This is a genomic window from Variovorax beijingensis, assembly GCF_003951285.1.
Classification (GTDB): domain Bacteria; phylum Pseudomonadota; class Gammaproteobacteria; order Burkholderiales; family Burkholderiaceae_C; genus Variovorax; species Variovorax beijingensis.
Genome location: NZ_RXFQ01000011.1, coordinates 133,437 through 150,103, shown reverse-complemented (window position 1 = coordinate 150,103; position 16,667 = coordinate 133,437). Strand labels below are relative to the sequence as shown.

Annotated in this window: 18 protein-coding genes; 5 read left to right on the top strand and 13 right to left on the bottom strand. The window is 68.8% G+C overall.

Going from position 1 to position 16,667, the window contains the following annotated elements:
• Positions 1–107 precede the first annotated feature (107 nt).
• Positions 108–935 (top strand): creatininase family protein, encoded by an 828-nt coding sequence (locus EJO66_RS19970; RefSeq protein ID WP_125965871.1) that lies wholly within the window; start codon positions 108–110, stop codon positions 933–935.
• A gap of 421 nt (positions 936–1,356) precedes the next feature.
• On the opposite strand, the gene EJO66_RS19965 is transcribed toward EJO66_RS19970, so the two are convergent.
• A complete protein-coding gene (locus EJO66_RS19965; protein WP_125965870.1) occupies positions 1,357–1,632 on the bottom strand; it encodes a hypothetical protein in 276 nt (91 codons plus the stop codon).
• A gap of 817 nt (positions 1,633–2,449) precedes the next feature.
• Between EJO66_RS19965 and EJO66_RS19960 the strand changes: the two genes are divergently transcribed.
• Positions 2,450–3,658, top strand: a complete 1,209-nt coding sequence (locus EJO66_RS19960; RefSeq protein WP_338067580.1) for an MltA domain-containing protein — start codon at positions 2,450–2,452, stop codon at positions 3,656–3,658.
• Between the two features lie 159 nt (positions 3,659–3,817).
• Here the strand turns inward: EJO66_RS19960 and EJO66_RS19955 are convergent, their stop codons facing one another.
• From EJO66_RS19955 to EJO66_RS19905, 11 genes are read right to left on the bottom strand one after another with little or no spacing between them, the layout of a single operon-like run.
• Positions 3,818–4,096 (bottom strand): hypothetical protein, encoded by a 279-nt coding sequence (locus tag EJO66_RS19955; protein ID WP_125965869.1) that lies wholly within the window; start codon positions 4,094–4,096, stop codon positions 3,818–3,820.
• Complete coding sequence (locus EJO66_RS19950; protein ID WP_125965868.1) at positions 4,084–4,551, bottom strand: chloride channel protein; 468 nt, start codon at positions 4,549–4,551, stop codon at positions 4,084–4,086. Before EJO66_RS19950 ends, EJO66_RS19955 begins: the two co-directional genes overlap by 13 nt.
• A gap of 33 nt (positions 4,552–4,584) precedes the next feature.
• Positions 4,585–5,217, bottom strand: coding sequence for a LysE family translocator (locus tag EJO66_RS19945; protein ID WP_125965867.1), 633 nt, complete (start codon positions 5,215–5,217; stop codon positions 4,585–4,587).
• A gap of 1 nt (position 5,218) precedes the next feature.
• Positions 5,219–5,911, bottom strand: a complete 693-nt coding sequence (locus EJO66_RS19940; RefSeq protein ID WP_125965866.1) for a VOC family protein — start codon at positions 5,909–5,911, stop codon at positions 5,219–5,221.
• Positions 5,912–5,922: 11 nt separating this feature from the next.
• Complete coding sequence (locus EJO66_RS19935; protein ID WP_206168862.1) at positions 5,923–6,846, bottom strand: PhzF family phenazine biosynthesis protein; 924 nt, start codon at positions 6,844–6,846, stop codon at positions 5,923–5,925.
• A 5-nt stretch (positions 6,847–6,851) separates the two neighbouring features.
• Positions 6,852–7,493 (bottom strand): glutathione S-transferase family protein, encoded by a 642-nt coding sequence (locus tag EJO66_RS19930; protein WP_125965864.1) that lies wholly within the window; start codon positions 7,491–7,493, stop codon positions 6,852–6,854.
• A gap of 5 nt (positions 7,494–7,498) precedes the next feature.
• The gene (locus tag EJO66_RS19925; protein WP_125965863.1) at positions 7,499–8,170 is read right to left on the bottom strand and encodes a LysE family translocator; all 672 of its coding nucleotides are present in this window, start codon (positions 8,168–8,170) and stop codon (positions 7,499–7,501) included.
• Between the two features lie 22 nt (positions 8,171–8,192).
• The gene (locus EJO66_RS19920) at positions 8,193–8,825 is read right to left on the bottom strand and encodes a DJ-1/PfpI family protein (protein WP_125965862.1); all 633 of its coding nucleotides are present in this window, start codon (positions 8,823–8,825) and stop codon (positions 8,193–8,195) included.
• A 23-nt stretch (positions 8,826–8,848) separates the two neighbouring features.
• Positions 8,849–10,051, bottom strand: a complete 1,203-nt coding sequence (locus EJO66_RS19915) for an aminotransferase-like domain-containing protein (RefSeq protein WP_125965861.1) — start codon at positions 10,049–10,051, stop codon at positions 8,849–8,851.
• A gap of 30 nt (positions 10,052–10,081) precedes the next feature.
• Positions 10,082–11,047 (bottom strand): DMT family transporter, encoded by a 966-nt coding sequence (locus EJO66_RS19910; protein ID WP_125965860.1) that lies wholly within the window; start codon positions 11,045–11,047, stop codon positions 10,082–10,084.
• Complete coding sequence (locus tag EJO66_RS19905; RefSeq protein ID WP_125965859.1) at positions 11,044–11,643, bottom strand: LysE family translocator; 600 nt, start codon at positions 11,641–11,643, stop codon at positions 11,044–11,046. The genes EJO66_RS19910 and EJO66_RS19905 overlap by 4 nt, the downstream gene beginning before the upstream one ends.
• A gap of 104 nt (positions 11,644–11,747) precedes the next feature.
• On the opposite strand from EJO66_RS19905, the gene EJO66_RS19900 reads away from it, so the two are divergent.
• The 3 genes from EJO66_RS19900 to EJO66_RS19890 all read left to right on the top strand — a co-directional run bounded on the left by EJO66_RS19900 (position 11,748) and on the right by EJO66_RS19890 (position 15,315).
• Positions 11,748–13,163 (top strand): aminotransferase-like domain-containing protein, encoded by a 1,416-nt coding sequence (locus tag EJO66_RS19900; RefSeq protein WP_125965858.1) that lies wholly within the window; start codon positions 11,748–11,750, stop codon positions 13,161–13,163.
• Positions 13,164–13,250: 87 nt separating this feature from the next.
• Positions 13,251–13,985 (top strand): PhaM family polyhydroxyalkanoate granule multifunctional regulatory protein, encoded by a 735-nt coding sequence (locus tag EJO66_RS19895; protein WP_125965857.1) that lies wholly within the window; start codon positions 13,251–13,253, stop codon positions 13,983–13,985.
• Between the two features lie 49 nt (positions 13,986–14,034).
• Positions 14,035–15,315 carry an FIST signal transduction protein gene (locus tag EJO66_RS19890; RefSeq protein WP_124959821.1) on the top strand — a complete coding sequence of 427 codons (1,281 nt, stop codon included), beginning with the start codon at positions 14,035–14,037 and terminating at the stop codon, positions 15,313–15,315.
• A 26-nt stretch (positions 15,316–15,341) separates the two neighbouring features.
• Here EJO66_RS19890 and EJO66_RS19885 read toward each other — a convergent pair whose 3' ends face one another.
• Positions 15,342–16,643, bottom strand: a complete 1,302-nt coding sequence (locus EJO66_RS19885; RefSeq protein ID WP_125965856.1) for a D-amino acid dehydrogenase — start codon at positions 16,641–16,643, stop codon at positions 15,342–15,344.
• Positions 16,644–16,667 lie beyond the last annotated feature (24 nt).

The window sequence follows — 16,667 nt, the reverse complement described above, 5'->3', positions numbered from 1 at the left end:
TGTGGCCTGAGCGTGAACTGCGTCGCATATCGACGGGCATGAAGGCATCCGCGTGCCCATCGCGCGGCCATCTGGGCGCCGGCGGCGCGTCAGCCTAAGATCGCAAGATGCACGCACAACCGGCCTCCTTGCCCCGCTTCTGGTCCCAACTCACCACGCGCGATTTCGCGGCGCTCGACGCGGCCGCCACGGTCGCGGTGCTGCCGCTCGGCGCCACCGAACAGCATGGGCCCCATCTATCGCTGGGTGTGGACACGGTGCTGGCCGACGGCATCGTGGCCGCATCGCTGCCGCTGCTGCCGGCCGGACTGCCGGTGCTGTTTTTGCCGACGCAGCAGATCGGCCTGAGCCCCGAGCACGCGCGCTTCGCGGGCACGCTCACGCTGTCGGCCGAAACGGTGATCCGCATGTGGAAGGAAATCGGCGCCGGTGTGGCGCATGCCGGCGTGAAGAAGCTGGTGCTGTTCAACGCGCACGGCGGCCATGTGGGCGCGATGGACATCGTGGCGCGCGAACTTCGCGCGGCGCACGGCCTCATCGTCTACAGCGTGAGCTGGTTCAACCTGCCGCTGGGCGATGCGGGCGCGCAGTTCGGCGCCGGCGAGCACCGCTTCGGCGTGCATGCGGGCGAGATCGAGACCTCGATGATGCTGGCGCTTGCGCCGCAGCAGGTGCGCATGGGCGAGGCGAAGAATTTCCGCTCCACCTCCGAGCAGCGCGCGGCCGGCTACGCGATTCTCGGCAACGGCAAGAGCGCCAAGCTCGGCTGGGCCATGGAGGACTACAACGCGCAGGGCGCCGCGGGCAACGCCGCCGCCGCGACGGCGCCGCGCGGCCAGGCGGTCGTCGATGCGGCTGCGGAGCAGCTCGCGCTGCTGCTGGCGGAGGTGTCGCGCCTGCCGCTGGACACGGCCAATACGCAGCCGCTTCCCTGACGCCTCGCTCGATTGCCTGTGCGTGGGAAAGACCGGATGCGGACTCTTCCCTCTGTGCGTGCGCGCTGATCGGCACAGGATTTGCGCTCAGGGACGGGGTTCGCCTGTGGCGCGGTATCGATCGAACGCTCTGTCGCTTCGATTGCGCCCCACTGGTTTCGGGCGAGAACGATCCCGTACTTCTGCGGCCATTGCTTGCCGATGGTGCGCTCGATGCAACGCTGAACGTCGAGGTAGCGCTCGGCCATCCTCGCCGCCGCTATCGGCTCCGCCCATGCCGAAGAGGCACACCAAGCCAAGCGAAAAGGGCAAGGGAAATCAGAGGAATCGGTCGAATGGGCATTGAAATTCGGTGCTGCGGGCAGGCGCGGCACTCTAGCCAGATCCCTTCGGAGGGAGCCGAACCTTGCGCGTCGCGCACCTACTCGCAGTGAAACACCGCCTCGGCCTCCGGCTTGTGGCTGAAGAGGGTGAGGCCCTTGGAGGTCACTTCGACGATGCGGGCGTGCTTGCCCTGCGCCCCGCACTGCCGGGACGCTTCGAGGATGGCGCGGGTTCTCAGATCGATTGCAGACTCGCCGATCACCTGGACAGAGCGGATATCCGAGGATTGCCCCTGCGCCTTGCCGGCGATCAGCCCGCTTCCCGCGCAGGCGACCAGCGCGAGAAGCGGGCTCAGGGCAAAAATTCGATTCATGTTCTGGTGCCTGCATCGCGTGTCTGAACAATCCGCCATCTTGAGCAATCCGGCTGGTACTTTCAACCGGGGAGATCACCACCTTGACGGGACACGGACGTGCCGCTTCGCGCCATTTCCGTACCGAGAGCCATTCCCTAGATCGTTCGTGATAGATCGTCGTACAGATGGTCAGATTTGCGAGTCGTCCCTATCCTTGTCTGCCGTGTCGACTCTCGGCCTTGATTGCCAGGTGCCAGCCTTCCTCCCGTGGGTCGGATCTTCGCGGTGCGGCAAGAAACGTATCGCTGGACATGAGCCGGTAGCGCACTCTCGGTGCGGGCGCTGCAGATGATCACCTCCGTGCCAAGGACCTCCCATGAAATCGCATCTCTGCTTCTCATCCGCCCGGTGGCGAATTGGAAGCGTGGCGCTCGCAGCCGCGCTTGCCAGCTGCAGCACGATCGGGACCTGGATGCCATTCGCCGCCCCTGTTGCGGCACCTGCGGCCGCGCACTCAACACCGCCGCCTCCTGCGTTGCCGCCGCCTGCGAGCACACCCTCCGCGGGGGTAGAGCCCGGGCAATCGCCTCCCGCCCCCTCTGCCGCGGCTGCGTCATCGCCGGCGAGTGGCAATATTGCCGGCCGAGCGCGTACGTTCTCGACTCGACTCGCCACATACACATCGGTTGGTTTCGACTTGGTCCCCGGGTGGCGGCAGGATGACTTTTCCGAAAGCTGGCCGGCGTTCCTGGGCAGCTGCAAGGTGTTGACGGGGCGTGGCGCCGAATGGCGGCAGGTGTGTGATCGCGCGAGAAGCGTGGGCCACAACAATGACGTGGCGATACGCAACTTCTTCGAGCGCGAGTTCTCCGCCTATCAGATTCGGGACGACGACCGACGCCCCGATGGCGTGGTCACCGGCTATTTTGAACCCGAGATCGCCGGCAGCCGACAATATGAGCCGCCCAACATCTACCCGGTGTATGCGCAACCGCAGGACTTGCTCTTTGCAGATGCACGCAAGCTGCCTGCGGGCAACGGCGTTGTGGCCGCACGCGTGAAGGGCCGCAACGTGGCCGTTCAAGGCGGATTGAGCACGCGGGACATGGGGGCGCCAGGCCTGTATGCACTCGACCTGTCGAGCATCACGCGAGACACCCTGGATCGCAAGGTTCGCCTTCGCATCGAGGGGAATCGACTCCTGCCCTATTTCACCCGTGAAGAGATCGAGACCAAAGGCGCGCCGAACGCCAAGGTGCTCGCGTTCGTGAGCAGCGCGACAGCGCTCTACGAGATGCAGATCCAGGGGTCCGGACGCATCCGCCTGAACAACGGAGAAGTGATCCGCGTCGCGTACGCGGAGCAGAACGGACAGCCGTTCAGGCCCAGTCTGGCGCAATCGGCATCCGGCAAGGCTCGCAGTCCGGTCAAGGTGCGCGGCTCGTCAATCGAGCTCGAGTTGGACGATGGCGATGAGGACGATGGTGTGGATGGCGATACCGACGTATCCGTGATCCGCACGCGTGGCTTCACGCTTGCCCTTCCCAAGACCAGCGGCGCGGTGATGGTGCCGGGACGGCGCAACGCCGGCAAGGCGACCGGCTCTGGAATCAAGGATCCAAGCTATGTTTTCTTCAAGGAGGCCAGTGCCATGGCGGGTGGTCCGGTTGGTGCGTTCGGCGTGCCGCTGTCGGCGGGGCGATCGATCGCGGTCGATCCACGCAGCACGCCTCTGGGCTACCCCGTCTTCGTCTCGACGCGTGCGCCAGGGAGCGGCGCACCGATGCGGCGTCTGACGATTGCGCAGGATACGGGCGGCGCGATTCGTGGTGCTGTCCGGGCAGACTACTTCTTCGGAAACGGCCAACAGGCCGCGACCCAGGCGCGCCGCATGAAGGAGCGGGGCCAGCTGTGGATATTGCTGCCGCGCGGCCTGGCGGTGGCCGCTGCCGCCAGCTCCACCATCCGCACCCGGGGAGGGGCCGTGGGAGCCGACCTGCCCGAATGCCTCGTGCCCGCGGAAGACAGTTGCGTCAACGACTGACAAGGCTTGCGCGAGTGGCAGCGCAGGGGAACCGGTCCATGTGGAGTCCAGGAATGCAATCCGTTGTCGAGAGCTTCCCGGGATGGCATTGCTCGCTGAGGCGCGCGTAGGTTTGAAGCAGGGCGGTCTTGTGAAGCACGCCAAGGAGCCCGGGATCATTCACGCTTCGCACGACGGGGAGGCGTCGCCCTGATGCTCGATGAAGCGCTGCAGCGCAGTTCCAAGGTTCACGTCCTGGGTGATGGGAGGAATCTCGCGGCTGAGAAAATCGCTGGCGCATCGGCCGTGGCCGGACGCCGTGCCTTTGGCCGTCATGTCGGACGCGCGAAGCCGCTCGCGCTCGGTCTGCCGGTGTTCGGTGATCTCGTACATCGAGCCGGACCGGGTCGACCGCACGATGAAGTACGCCACCACGCTGGCGGCCATCAGCGGCAGCATGATCTGATTGCCGCCAGCTGAACCATCGAGCCCTCGCGGCCGATGGAACCACCGCTGGCGATGCTGGCCAGCGAGGAGGCGCTGCGCGCCATGGTCTGTGCCGCCGGGATCCGCCCGTCCCCGAGCACGATCGCTTCCATGCAGTCGGATTTCGTCTCCGGCTTGCCGAGCCGGCGCGCCAGCACCAGGAGCGCGCCGGCGATCAGCCCTCCCGCCGCAGGCACTGCCACCCGCGCCCATGCCGGAAGACTCTGCGCCAGGGCCACCAGGCCTTCGCCCTGGCCCAGCACGGCAAGGTCGAGCCAGTGCAGCAGCAGCCGGAAGGCTTCGGTCGCTGCGGTACCGAGCAGCCCGGCCACGGCGGCCCAGGCCAGCATCGACTGCCATTCGGGGATGCGAAGGAGGCGTTTCAGTCGGGCGCGCTGAACAAGGAATCGGGAGGCGGACCAACTCATGCCACAGGATTATCCGGCCGCCAGATTGCGGTCCTACCTGCGTTCCGTCAGCGCCACACGCACCGCCAGTGCCGCCAGCACGCTGCCCATGACGTAGCGCTGCGCGCGCAGCCAGCCGGCGCTTTGCGACAGCACGGCCGTGATGCTCGCGGCGCCGAGGATCACCGCGGTGTTGACCGCGGCGCTGCTCGCCATCTGCGCGATGCCCAGCTGCATGCTCTGCAGCAGCACCGAACCGCGCTCGGGGTGGATGAACTGCGGAAAGAACGAGAGGTAGAACATCGCGACCTTCGGGTTCAGCAGGTTGGTGAGAAAGCCCATGCGAAACAGCTTGCCCGGCGGATCGGCCGGCAGCACGCGCGCCTCGAAGGGCGCATTGCCGCCGGGCTTGACCGCCTGCCATGCGAGCCACAGCAGATAGGCGGCGCCAGCCAGCCGGATCGCGTCGAACGCGAGCGGCACCGCCAGCAGCAGCGCGGTGAGGCCGAGTGCGGCCGCGAACAGGTGCGCAAGAAAGGCCAACATCACGCCGCCGAGCGAGACCAGTCCGGCGCGCCGGCCCTGGATGAGCGTGCGCGACACGCAATAGATCATGTTCGGCCCCGGCGTGAGCGCCAGCAGCAGCGAGGCGAGTGCGAACCAGGCGATTTCGGTCAGGCTCAGCATGTCAGAGTCCTTCGGATTGAAGCGTGACGGGGCCGCGGGGCGTGTCGAGCACGGCCACCAGATTGGGCGCGCCGGCTTGCACCGCCATGCCGGCCATGCCGATGGCCGACAGCGCCGCGGCCAGGTCGGCCGCGCGCGGATGCGTGGCCTGCAGCGAGCGCATCGCGAGGCCCGAGCCGGGCATGGCGTCGGTGGGATGCACGGGGCCCCACTGGATCAGCGTGGGCAGCGCGCCGTAGAAGAGGCGCTGGCCATCGTCGCGCACCGTGATCTGCCATTCGAGCCGGCCGGCGGGCGTGTCGCGCGAGGCTTCGAGCAGTTGGCCGCGGTCGATGTGCGCGTGCTCCTCGCGCGCCAGCGCCTGCAGCGCGGCCCGCGCATCGGGCACGCGCGCAACGAAGTGCACCAGCCGCGGCCCGTGTTGTGCGAGCCCGGCCTGCAGCACGGGGTCGTCGAGGTCGAACCAGCGACGCGTGCCGGGGCGCGATGGCTGCTTGCCGGGCTCGATCGCGATGATTTCCAGGTAGGCCTGGGGAAAGGCGGCGGTCGCGATGTTCAGCAGCCGGTTGTGCGTGCCCATCAGCGGATGCGAACCGCCGGGGCCCGGCGTCACGCCCAGCGTGGCCTCGCACCAGGCCACGCCCTCGGCCAGCGAGGCGGCGGCGATCACCAGGTGGTCGAGCTGTGCGTGCATGGTGCCTTGCCTTACAGCGTGACCTGGCCGTCGATGCAGGTCGCGGCATCGCCGCCGACCCACACCTTGCCGTCGGCGTCGCGCTCGATGTACACGCGCCCGGAACGGCCGAGGCACTGGCCCTGCGCGGCCACGTAGCGCGCGGGCATGTGGCCGTCGGCAATCAGCCATTCGGCGAGGCTGGCGTTGAGGCTGCCGGTGACCGGATCTTCTTCCACGCCGATGGGCGCGGCGAAAGCGCGCACCTCGAGGTCGATCTTCGGGCCGTCGTCTTCTTCGACCGCGGCCTTGCCGCCGAAGGCGCGCGCCTCGCGGTTCGAACGGCCGATCAGCATCGACGAGCCTTCTGCCGCAGGCATGCCCGCCACGCCGGCCTTCACGCCCAGTTCCTTGAGCATGCGGTGGTCGGGCACCAGCCGGAGCACGGTGTCGGCATCGCTGAGCAGCAGACCGAACCAGACCGGGCCGTTGTCGAGCACCTGGGCCGCGACGACCTGCTGCGCCTTCAGGCCCAGCGCACCCGCCACCTTGGCCAGCAGCGTGGGGCTCGGCGCGCTGCGCTTGAGCGGCGGGGCCGAGAAGGCCAGGCGCTCGCCTTCATGGCGCAGCGGCACCAGGCCGGCCGCGCACTGCTGCACGATCCGGCCCGCCGCCTTGGGCTTGCCGCCGGCCTGCAGCCAGGCGTGGCAGCTGCCGATGGTGGGATGGCCCGCGAAAGGCAGCTCGCCGCCGGGCGTGAAGATGCGCACGCGGTAGTCGGCCGAGGGCTCGGTCGGCGGCAGCAGGAAGGTGGTTTCCGAAAGATTGGTCCACTGCGCGAAGCGCTGCATCTCGGCGTCGCCCAGGCCGCTGCCGTCGAGCACCACGGCGAGCGGATTGCCGAGGTAGGGCGTGGCGGTGAAGACGTCGACTTGTTTGAACGGGCGGGGTTTCATGCTTTTCATTCGAGCGGGAGATCGAGCACGCCGCGCGTGCCCGGCCGGGAGATCAGTTCGCCGTACCAGCGTTCGAGGTTCGGCCAGCTCGGGCGCTGGTATTCGGCCGGCGGCAGGCCGAACCAGCGGTGCGCCTCGCAGCCGATGGGAATGTCGGCCATGGTGAAACGGTCGCCGGCCATGAAGGGCTGCCGGGCCAGGTGCGCGTCGAGCATGGCGAACAGCGCCTCGCTCGCACGGACCGAGGCCGCGATCAGCGCCGGTTCGCGCTCGGCCGGCAGCGTGCGCACCCATTGCACGAAGGCATCGCGGCTCGCGCGGTTGAGCGTGGTCTGCTGCCAGTCCATCCAGCGCTCGGCATCGAAGCGCGCGGGCAGCTCGCTCGGGTAGAACTTGCCGTGCGAATGCCTGGCGCAGAGATAGCGCACGATCACGTTCGATTCCCAGAGCGTGACGCGATCGCTGCCTTCGCCGTCGTCGATGGTGGGCACCATCGCGTTCGGGTTGAGCGCCAGGTACTCGGGCGTCTGCACCACGCCGAACCGGCCGCCGGCCTCGGTGCGTTGAAAGTCGAGCCCGAGTTCCTGCGCGCACCAGACGACCTTGCGCACGTTGATCGAACTGATGCGGCCCCAGATATTGAGCATGGTGTTCAGCTTCCTTGGACAGGTGTGGCGGACAGGGCGGATGGCACGGCGGGACGGTCGAGCAGCAGCAGGCGGATCGCCAGGCCGACCATCACCAGGGCCAGCAGGCCGCGCTGGAACTTTTCGGCCCCCGGGCGGCGCTGCAGCCAGCGGCCGAGCTGCCCGCTGCAGGCGCCGAGCAGCGTGTTGAACGCGAGCGCGGCTGCCGACAGCATGACGCCGAGCTGCACCAGTTGCAAGGGCACGCTGCCGCGCGCCGGGTCGACGAACTGCGGCAGGAACACCATGAAGAACAGCAGCGCCTTCGGATTGACGAGGTTGTTCAGGAAGGCCATGCGCACGATGCGCGCGAAGGCGGATGGCTGCGCACGCGCTCCCGCCGGGAGGCCGCTGCTGCTGCGGAGGGCCTGCACCGCGAGCCACAGCAGGTACAGCGCACCCGCATAGCGCAGCAGGTCGAAGGAGGGCGGCCAGGCTGCCACCAGCGCCGTGACGCCGGTGGCGGCGAAGAGCGTGTGCACCAGGTCGGCCGAGGAGATGCCCAGCGCCGCCGCGAAGCCGCCGCGCGGGCCGTGGGCCACGCCGTGCGAGAGCACGAAGGCCATGTTCGGCCCAGGCGACAGGAACAGCGCGAGAACGGCCAGCAGGAAGAGCGCGAGCGTGGCGAGGCTGATCATGGTGTGTCCTGCAGTGCTTCCTTCAGGCCGCATCGGCCGTGGCCGCTGGAATGGAGGGGAGATAGGGCGCGATGTTGCGCAGCGCGCGCGCCACGTAGTCTTCCTTCTCGCCCACCGGCGCCACGTAGTGCAGCGCGCTCTTCGCGGCCTCGATGCCTTCGCTGCGTGCGATGAGCCAGGCCGCGAGGTAGGGCGCCGACAGGCAGCCGCCGGCCGTCGCCACGTTGCCCTTGGCGAAGAAGGGCTGGTTGAGCACCTCGACGCCGGCCTCCTGCACCCAGGGCTTGGTCGTGAGGTCGGTGCAGGCCGGCACCGCGCCCAAGAGGCCCAGCTTGGCGAGCAGCAGCGTGCCCGAGCACTGCGCGCCGATCAGCTGCCGCCCCGCATCGAGGCGGCGCAGCACGCCCATGATGGCCGGATCGGCCGCGATCTCGCGCGTGCGGATGCCGCTGCCGACGAGCACCGCGCCGGCCTCGGCAGCGGCCTCGAGCGTGGAGCTCGCATGCACGGTGACGCCATTCATCGAGGTGACCGTGGCGCTGGGCGCGGCCAGCGTCACGCGCCAGCCCGGCCGCTTGATGCGGTTGAGCACCCCGAGCGCGATCAGCGAGTCGAGTTCGTTGAAGCCGTCGAAAGTCAGGATGGCGATGTGCATCGTGGTCTGCCTCGTGCTGCGGCTCAGACGGGTTCGGGCGCGAGCCTGCGTTCGCCCAGCAGCGCCAGCTCTTCGCGCAGCGTCAGGGCCAGCGCGGAGATCGCGGTGTCGATCTCCTCGACGCTGGCGGTCACGAACGACAGCCGCAGCGTGCGCGGATCGCCCTGGTCCGCATAGAAGGGCGCGCCCGGCACGAAGGCCACGTTGCGCTCCACCGCCTTGGGCAGCAGCGCGACGGTGTCGATGCCCTCGGGCAGGCGCGCCCACAGGAACATGCCGCCCTTGGGCGCGTTGAACTTCACGTCCAGCCCGGCCATCTCGCGCGTGAGCGCGGCCATCATCGCGTCGCGCTGGCGCTTGTAGAGCGCGCGGATGGTGGGCACATGGCGCTCGAGGAAGTTGTCCTTCATCACGGCCGAGACCATGCGCTGCGTGAAGATCGGCGTGTGCAGGTCGACCGCCTGCTTGGCCTGCAGCAGCTTCGGAAAAATGGCCTTCGGCGCCACCAGGAAGCCCAGGCGCAGGCCCGGTGCCAGCACCTTCGAGAACGAACCCAGGTAGATGCAGCCCTCGGGGTTGCGCGCGGTCAGCGGCAGCGGCGGGGCTTCGTCGAACCACAGTTCGCCGTACGGGTTGTCCTCGACGATCGGCAGGCCGGCGGCGGCCGCGGCGACCGACACCGCCGCGCGGCGCGCCTCGGTCATGGTGCGGCCGGTGGGGTTCTGGAAATTGGGCAGCAGGTAGATGAAGCGCCCATCCTTCGCCTTGGCCACCAGGTCCTCGACGATCACGCCCTCGTCGTCGCTCGCCACGCTCACCGGATTCGGCTCCATCGGGCCGAAGGCCTGCAGCGCGCCCAGGTAGGTGGGCGTCTCGACCAGCACCTTGCTGCCCGGATCGATGAGCACCTTGGCCACCAGGTCGAGCCCCTGCTGCGAGCCGGTGGTGATGAGCACCTGCGCGGGATCGACGTTCCACGGCAGCATGTCGGCCACCGCCTGGCGCAGCGGCGCATAGCCTTCGCTTGCGGCGTATTGCAGCGCCGCCTGGCCGTCGTTGTGCAGCACCTCGGCGCAGGCGTCGGCAAAGGCCTGGATCGGGAAGGTCTTGGGCGAGGGCAGGCCGCCGGCCAGGCTGATGATGCCGGGGCGCTCGGTGACCTTGAGGATTTCGCGCAGCACCGACGGATTCATCTTGGCGGCGCGGGCGGCGAGTTTCCAGTTCATGGGGTCTTCTTTCAGTCGGGTGGGGTGTGATCAGGATTGTTCGGCATTCGCTGCGCGCGGCGAAACGGCACGAACGGGCTGCGCGGGCTGCGGCTGCGAAAGGCGCTTGCCGAGCACCACCGTGCAGACCACGGCCATGGCAAAGCCCAGCGTGACCACGTCGAGCGGTTCGCCCAGCAGCGGAATGGATGCAAGGATGGAGAGAAAGGGCTGCAGCAGCTGCGTCTGGCTCACGCGCAGCGCGCCGCCCAGGGCCAGGCCGCGGTACCAGGCAAAGAAGCCGATCCACATCGAGAACACGCCCACGTAGACGAAGCCCAGCCAGGCCGAGGTGGCGATGGGCTCCGCGGGCCACATCGCCAGCGTGGCGGGCAGCGTCACCGGCAGCGCCATCACGCAGACCCAGCAGATCACGCGCTCGGCGCCGAGCGATGGCGTGACCTGTGCGCCGTAGATGTAGCCGAACGAAGCCGCGACCACCGCGCCGACCAGCAGCAGGTCGGCCCATTCGAAGCCGAAGCCATGGCCGCCCTGGTTCGCGCGCAGCACCGAGAACAGCACCACCAGCACGCTGCCCGCGATGGCGCAGAGCCAGAAGCCGAGCCGCGCGCGCTGGTGCAGCACCCAGGCCGCGACCGCCGCGGTCACGAGCGGCAGCAGCGCCGTCACCACCGCCGCGTGGCTGGCCGTGACCACGCGCAAGGCGTAGCCCAGCAGCAGCGGATAGCCGATCACGTTGCCGAGCACCGCCATGCCAAGAGGCTTCCACTGGTGCGCAGCGGGCCGCGGCGAGCGCGTGGCGAGCAGGAAGACCATCGAGAGAACGCCCGCGAGCGCGGCGCGCCCGAGCGTGACGAACCAGGGCGAGAGCTGCGGCGCGCCCTGCGTGCCGGTGGCCAGCCGCGTCATCGGCAAGGTGATGGCGAACAGCGCCACGCCGATCACGCCAAGCCACATGCCCAGTGTCTCGTCCTTGATAGGGAGGCGACTGCTCATACGCCCAGCATCCACCAGGCCGTGAGCACCAGCACCAGTCCCATCGCGCGGTTGAACCACAGCAGGCGCTTTCCCTTGGAGAGCCATTCGCGCAGCAGTGCGCCGGCCAGCGCATAGGTGAAGTTGCTGATGAAGGCGTAGACCAGCATCACCGGCGCGACGATGGCGAAGCGCCCGAACGCATCGGGCTGCCCCGCGATCCAGCCGGCCACCAGCGTGAGCGCGAGCAGCCAGGCCTTGATGTTGACGAACTGCAGCATCACGCCCTGGCTGAAGCCGATGTTCAGGCTGGCGCCGTCGGCGCGGCCGAGCGTGCCGCTGCCGCTCAGTTTGTACGCCAGCCAGAGCAGGTAGCCCACGCCCAGCGCCTTGATGCCCAGGCGCAGCGAAGGCACCGCCACCACCAGCGCGCCGATGCCGGCCGCGCACAGCACCAGCAGCAGCGTCCAGCCGACCGGCACGGCCACCACGAAGCGCATGGCGCGCGGCAGGCCGCCGTTGGCCGCCAGGGCGGTGGAAAGCGTGGTGTTGGGACCGGGCGAGAAACTCATCGCCGTGGCCAGCACCAGCAGCGCGGTGAATTCTTGCCAGTTCATTGCATACACTCTAAACTTTCACACCATTACAGTTCCAATACAGTTGATCGAACATATTCGAAATCTGTATTGGTCTTTCTTTCGACACAGAAGCCGGGTCCCAGATGCTGACACGAACCTCCACCCAGTCGCTCACGGGGCAATTGGCCGACCGGCTGGCAGAACGCATCCGCACCCGGCTGCTGCCGCCCGGTGCGCGCCTGCCCTCGGTGCGCGAATGCGCGCGCCAGCAGGGCGTGAGCCCCTACACGGTGGTGGCCGCCTACGACCAGCTGCTGGCGCAGGGTTTGGTCGAGGCGCGCCGCCAGCGAGGCTTCTACGTGCGCGACTCGGCGCCGGTGCAGGAGGGGCGCCCGCCCAATGCGGCGCCCATGGTCATCCAGATGATGGCCTCGCGCGTGCCGGCCGATGCGAGCTCGCTCATCCGCAGCATGTTCCACCGGCCCAGCGACAAGCCGCAGCCGGGCATGGGCGTGTTTCCGCCCGAATGGATGTCGTCCACCTTCATGCCGACGGCCGTGCGCCGCATGACCAGTACAGCGGCGCTGCAGGAGCTGTCGCTCCAGTACGGCGAACCCTCGGGCGACGCGGCGCTGCGCCGCAGCCTGTCGAACAAGCTCGTGGGCATCAACGTGCCCGCCGCGCCCGACCAGATCGTGACCACGGTGGGCGCCACGCACGCGCTCGACATCGTGAGCCGCACGCTGCTGCGCGCGGGCGATCCGGTGATGGTCGAGGAGCCCGGCTGGGCGCTGGAGTTCGCGCGGCTCGAGGCGCTGGGCATGCGCATCCTGCCGGTGCCGCGCCGCGCCGACGGGCCCGACCTGGAGGTGATGGCGCAGTACTGCCTGCTGCACAGCCCCAAGCTCTTCGTGAGCGTGAGCGTGCTGCACAACCCGACCGGCTACAGCCTCACGCCCGGCAGCGCGCACCGCGTGCTCAAGCTGGCCAACGAGCACGACTTCCACATCGTCGAGGACGACACCTACAGCCACCTCGCGCCCGAGCACGCCACGCGGCTCAGCGCGCTCGACGGGCTGCAGCGCACCATCTACGTCAGCGGGTTCGCCAAGATCCTGGCGCCCAACTGGCGCATCGGCTTCCTGGCCGCCTCGCCGGAACTGAAGGAGCGGCTGCTCGAGACCAAGCTGCTGGCCACGCTCACCACGCCCACGCTGTTCGAGCGGGCGCTTTCGTGGTGCATCGACCAGGGGCAACTGCGGCGGCATGCCGAGCGCATACGCATCCGGCTCGACGGCGCGCGCGGCCGCGCGGTGAAGCTCGCCATGGCGCATGGCTGCAGCTTCGCGTCGGAGCCGGCGGGCCTGTTCGGCTGGGTCGATACCGGCGTGGACACCGACGCGCTTACGCAGCGCATGCTCGACCAGGGCTACCTGCTCGCGCCGGGCTCGCTGTTCCATGCGCGGCGGCCGCCGAGCACGATGATGCGGATCAATTTCGCGACCTCGCAGGACGCGGCGTTCTGGAAGGTGTTCAGCAAGGTGCGCGCGGAACTTTGAGGGGCGGCGGGGAGGGCGTGCGGGCCCAAAACGGCGGTGCCTTGGAGTAAGCTGGCATCACAAGAAAACCCAACCGGAGACCTCCGCATGAACAACGCCAGCCAACCCTTCGACTTCAGCCAATTCGTCCCCGGATTCGATTTTCTGAAGAACCTTGCCGGCGGTGGCGCCGGCGGCGCGGCGGGCGGTGCGGTGCCCGGATTGCCCAGCCTCGCGAGCTGGGTGGCCCCCACGCTGAGCGTGGAAGAGGTCGACAAGCGCATCCAGGAACTCAAGACGGTCCAGTATTGGCTCGAGCAGAACGGCCACGCGCTCAAGGCCACCATCCAGGCGCTCGAAGTGCAAAAGATGACGCTTTCGACCTTGCGCGGCATGAACGTGCGGATGGAAGATATCGCCAGCGCGTTCACCAAGCAGGCGGCTGCAGCGGCCGCGCCGGCGCCTGCAGCGGCCGCTGCGCCAGCCGAACCGGAAGCCGAGCCCGAGGAAGAAGCCCCGGCCCCGCCAAAGAAGGCGCGCAGCAAGCCGGCCTCGGCCACTGCCGCTTCGGGCGGCAATGGCAGCGCCGCCGGCGTGATCGATCCGATGCAATGGTGGGGCTCGCTGACCGAGCAGTTCCAGCAGATCGCGAGTTCGGCGCTGCAGGATGCGGCCCAGCTCAAGGTGCCGGCCATGGCCCAGCCATTGGCCGATGCGGTGGGCAGTGCCATGGGCAAGCCGGCGGCGGCTCCTGCAGCCTCGAAACCCGCGGCCAGGAAGGCGGCAGCGCCCGCCGCCGCAAAGAAGGCCGCCGCGCGCAAGCGAACGGCCGGCCGTCGCTGACGACATACACACACATTCCTAGATTGAAGAGAACGGGTTGGCACGCATCATGAAGCTGTTTCCTTCCGGCCACGCCACCCACCCGCAATGGCGCATGGCAGCCGGCCTCGTGCTGGCCCAGTTGCGCGCGCAGATGGCGCTGCCCGACTACGCGCCGTCGCCCACGCTCGGGCTGCTCTACATCACCGACCACTACGCGTCGGACGCGCAGGACATCCTCGACCACCTGAGCGCCGAACTGCCCGAGGTCACCGACTGGTCGGGCACGGTCGGCATCGGCGTCTCGGCCAACAACGCCGAATACTTCGACGAGCCCGGCCTGAGCCTGATGCTCTGCGCGCTGCCGAGCGACCAGTACCGCGTGTTCTCCGGCGTGGCGCCGCTGGGCAATTCGGAAATGAGCGGCTTCGAGGCCCATACGGCGCTGGTGCACGCGGACCCCGCCACCCCCGACCTGACCGAACTCATCGGCGAGATGGCGGGCCGCACCGACACCGGCTATCTGTTCGGCGGGCTCTCGTCGGGCCGCGGCGGGGCGCTGCAGTTCGCGGTGGGCGGCAACGGCAACATCCGCGGGCACGGCGCAGCGGGCGGCGTGTTTTCGGGCGGCTTGTCGGGCGTGGTGTTCGGCGAGGGCGTGCGGCTGGTGTCGCGCGTCACCCAGGGCTGCCAGCCGCTGCGCTCGGGCGCGGGGCGCGAGCGCGAGATCACCGAAGCCGACGGCAACCTGTTGCTCAAGCTCGATGGCGAACCCGCGCTCGACGTGCTGCTGGCCGACCTGCAGGTATCGCTCGAGCGGCCGCAGGAAGCCATCGACGCCGTGCGTGCCACCCTGGTGGGCCTTGCCGACGCAGGCAGCGACGGCATCCGCCGCACCGGCGACCTGGGGGCCGACGTGCTGGTGCGCCACATCATCGGCCTGGACCCCACGCGCCGCGGCATCGCGATTGCCGACGTGGCGGAGGCCGGCATGCGCCTGACCTTCTGCCGACGCAATGCGCAAGCCGCGCGCGCCGACCTGATGCGCATCTGCGCGGAAATCCGGGAGGAACTCGAGCCCGAGGAGCAGACGCTGGCCACCGCGCGCGCCGTCGCGGCCGGCGAGGCCGAGGCCGCGCCGCATCCGGCGCGCCGCATCGCGGGCGCGGTGTACGTGAGCTGCTCGGGACGCGGCGGGCCGCATTTCGGCGCGCCGGGCGCCGAGCTGCAGATCGTGCGGCACGCGCTCGGCGACGTGCCGCTGGTCGGCTTCTTCGCCGCGGGCGAGATTGCCCGCCACCACCTGTACGGCTACACCGGCGTGCTGACGGTGTTCACCAGCAAGGACTGAGCTTCCCTCGCCCTGCCCGCCGGCGTTCAGGCCGGCTGCAGCACGCGCGCCGCCGGCGCAGGCATGCCGGTGAACGCAAAGTCGACCTCGGGCGCGAGCCCGCTCACGATGCGCGCGATCGACCTGCCTGATCCGCAGGCGTGCGTCCAGCCGAGCGTGCCATGGCCGGTGTTGAGGAACAGGTTCGGCAGTTTCGTCTTGCCGATCAGCGGCACGTTGCTCGGCGTCGCGGGGCGCAGGCCGGTCCAGAACTGGGCCTGCGTGGTGTCGCCGGCACCCGGGAAGAGTTCTTCGACGCGCCGCACGATGGCTTCGCAGCGCACGCGGTTCAGGTCGCGGTCGTAGCCGTTGAGCTCGGCCGTGCCGGCAATGCGCAGGCGATCGCCGCTGGCCGAGGTGTAGCGCGAGAACACGAGCTTGTATTCGTCGTCGGTCAGCGAAACCTGGTGGGCCTTGGAGGCGTCTTTGACGGGCAGCGTTACCGAATAGCCCTTGGCCGGATAGATCGGCAGCCGAATGCCCAGCGGCGCGGCAACGATCGGGCTCAGCGAGCCCATCGCGAGCACGAAGGCGTCGCCGCGGATGCGCTGGAAGCGGCCTTCGCTGTCGGTGGCTTCGACGTGGTCGATGCTGCCGCCGGCCTCGCGCAGCGCCGTGACCGTGTGGCTCATGAGGAACTTCACGCCGGCCGCGGCCGCGCGCTTTGCCAGCTCGCGTGCAAAAAGATTCGCGTCGCCGGACTCGTCCTCCGCCGTATAGGTGGCGCCGGCCAGCTTCGGGCGGATGTGGGCGAGCGCGGGCTCGATCTTCACGGCCTCGTCGGCCGAGATCACCTGGCGCTCGCAGCCGAGTGCGCGCATCTGCTCGGCGGGCTCGAGGGCGCTGTCGAATTCTTTCTGCGTCGTATAGAAATGCAGGATGCCTTGCGTGCGCTGGTCGTAGTCGAGGCCGGTATCGCGACGCAGCTGCTGCAGCATTTCGCGGCTGTAGGTGCCCAGGCGCACGATCTGCTCGATGTTGTGCCTGGTGCGCGCCGGCGTGCATTCGCGCAGGAACTGCAGGCCCCAAAGCCACTGGCGCATGTCGGCGCGGATGCGAAAGAGCAGCGGCGCGTCTTCCTTGCCCAGCCATTGCAGCACCTTGAGCGGAGCGCTCGGATTGGCCCAGGGCTCGGCATGGCTGACGGAGATCTGCCCGCCGTTGGCAAAGCTCGTTTCGGCGGCCGGCGTGGCCTGCCGGTCGATCACGGTCACCTCGTGGCCGAGTTGCTGGAGGTAGTAAGCAGAAGTCACGCCGAGCAGGCCGGCGCCAAGAACGATCACACGCATTTCAAGTACCTTTAGAAGATTGGC

Bases quoted from the DNA above. Each gene is read 5' to 3' on its own strand.
- EJO66_RS19905 (WP_125965859.1), bottom strand. From the start codon at position 11,643: ATGAACTGGCAAGAATTCACCGCGCTGCTGGTGCTGGCCACGGCGATG.
- EJO66_RS19920 (WP_125965862.1), bottom strand. From the start codon at position 8,825: ATGCACATCGCCATCCTGACTTTCGACGGCTTCAACGAACTCGACTCG.
- EJO66_RS19910 (WP_125965860.1), bottom strand. From the start codon at position 11,047: ATGAGCAGTCGCCTCCCTATCAAGGACGAGACACTGGGCATGTGGCTT.
- EJO66_RS19940 (WP_125965866.1), bottom strand. From the start codon at position 5,911: ATGCACGCACAGCTCGACCACCTGGTGATCGCCGCCGCCTCGCTGGCC.
- EJO66_RS19915 (WP_125965861.1), bottom strand. From the start codon at position 10,051: ATGAACTGGAAACTCGCCGCCCGCGCCGCCAAGATGAATCCGTCGGTG.
- EJO66_RS19965 (WP_125965870.1), bottom strand. From the start codon at position 1,632: ATGAATCGAATTTTTGCCCTGAGCCCGCTTCTCGCGCTGGTCGCCTGC.
- EJO66_RS19950 (WP_125965868.1), bottom strand. From the start codon at position 4,551: ATGAGTTGGTCCGCCTCCCGATTCCTTGTTCAGCGCGCCCGACTGAAA.
- EJO66_RS19925 (WP_125965863.1), bottom strand. From the start codon at position 8,170: ATGATCAGCCTCGCCACGCTCGCGCTCTTCCTGCTGGCCGTTCTCGCG.
- EJO66_RS19885 (WP_125965856.1), bottom strand. From the start codon at position 16,643: ATGCGTGTGATCGTTCTTGGCGCCGGCCTGCTCGGCGTGACTTCTGCT.
- EJO66_RS19895 (WP_125965857.1), top strand. From the start codon at position 13,251: ATGAACAACGCCAGCCAACCCTTCGACTTCAGCCAATTCGTCCCCGGA.
- EJO66_RS19970 (WP_125965871.1), top strand. From the start codon at position 108: ATGCACGCACAACCGGCCTCCTTGCCCCGCTTCTGGTCCCAACTCACC.
- EJO66_RS19890 (WP_124959821.1), top strand. From the start codon at position 14,035: ATGAAGCTGTTTCCTTCCGGCCACGCCACCCACCCGCAATGGCGCATG.
- EJO66_RS19955 (WP_125965869.1), bottom strand. From the start codon at position 4,096: ATGCTGCCGCTGATGGCCGCCAGCGTGGTGGCGTACTTCATCGTGCGG.
- EJO66_RS19900 (WP_125965858.1), top strand. From the start codon at position 11,748: ATGCTGACACGAACCTCCACCCAGTCGCTCACGGGGCAATTGGCCGAC.
- EJO66_RS19935 (WP_206168862.1), bottom strand. From the start codon at position 6,846: ATGAAACCCCGCCCGTTCAAACAAGTCGACGTCTTCACCGCCACGCCC.
- EJO66_RS19945 (WP_125965867.1), bottom strand. From the start codon at position 5,217: ATGCTGAGCCTGACCGAAATCGCCTGGTTCGCACTCGCCTCGCTGCTG.
- EJO66_RS19930 (WP_125965864.1), bottom strand. From the start codon at position 7,493: ATGCTCAATATCTGGGGCCGCATCAGTTCGATCAACGTGCGCAAGGTC.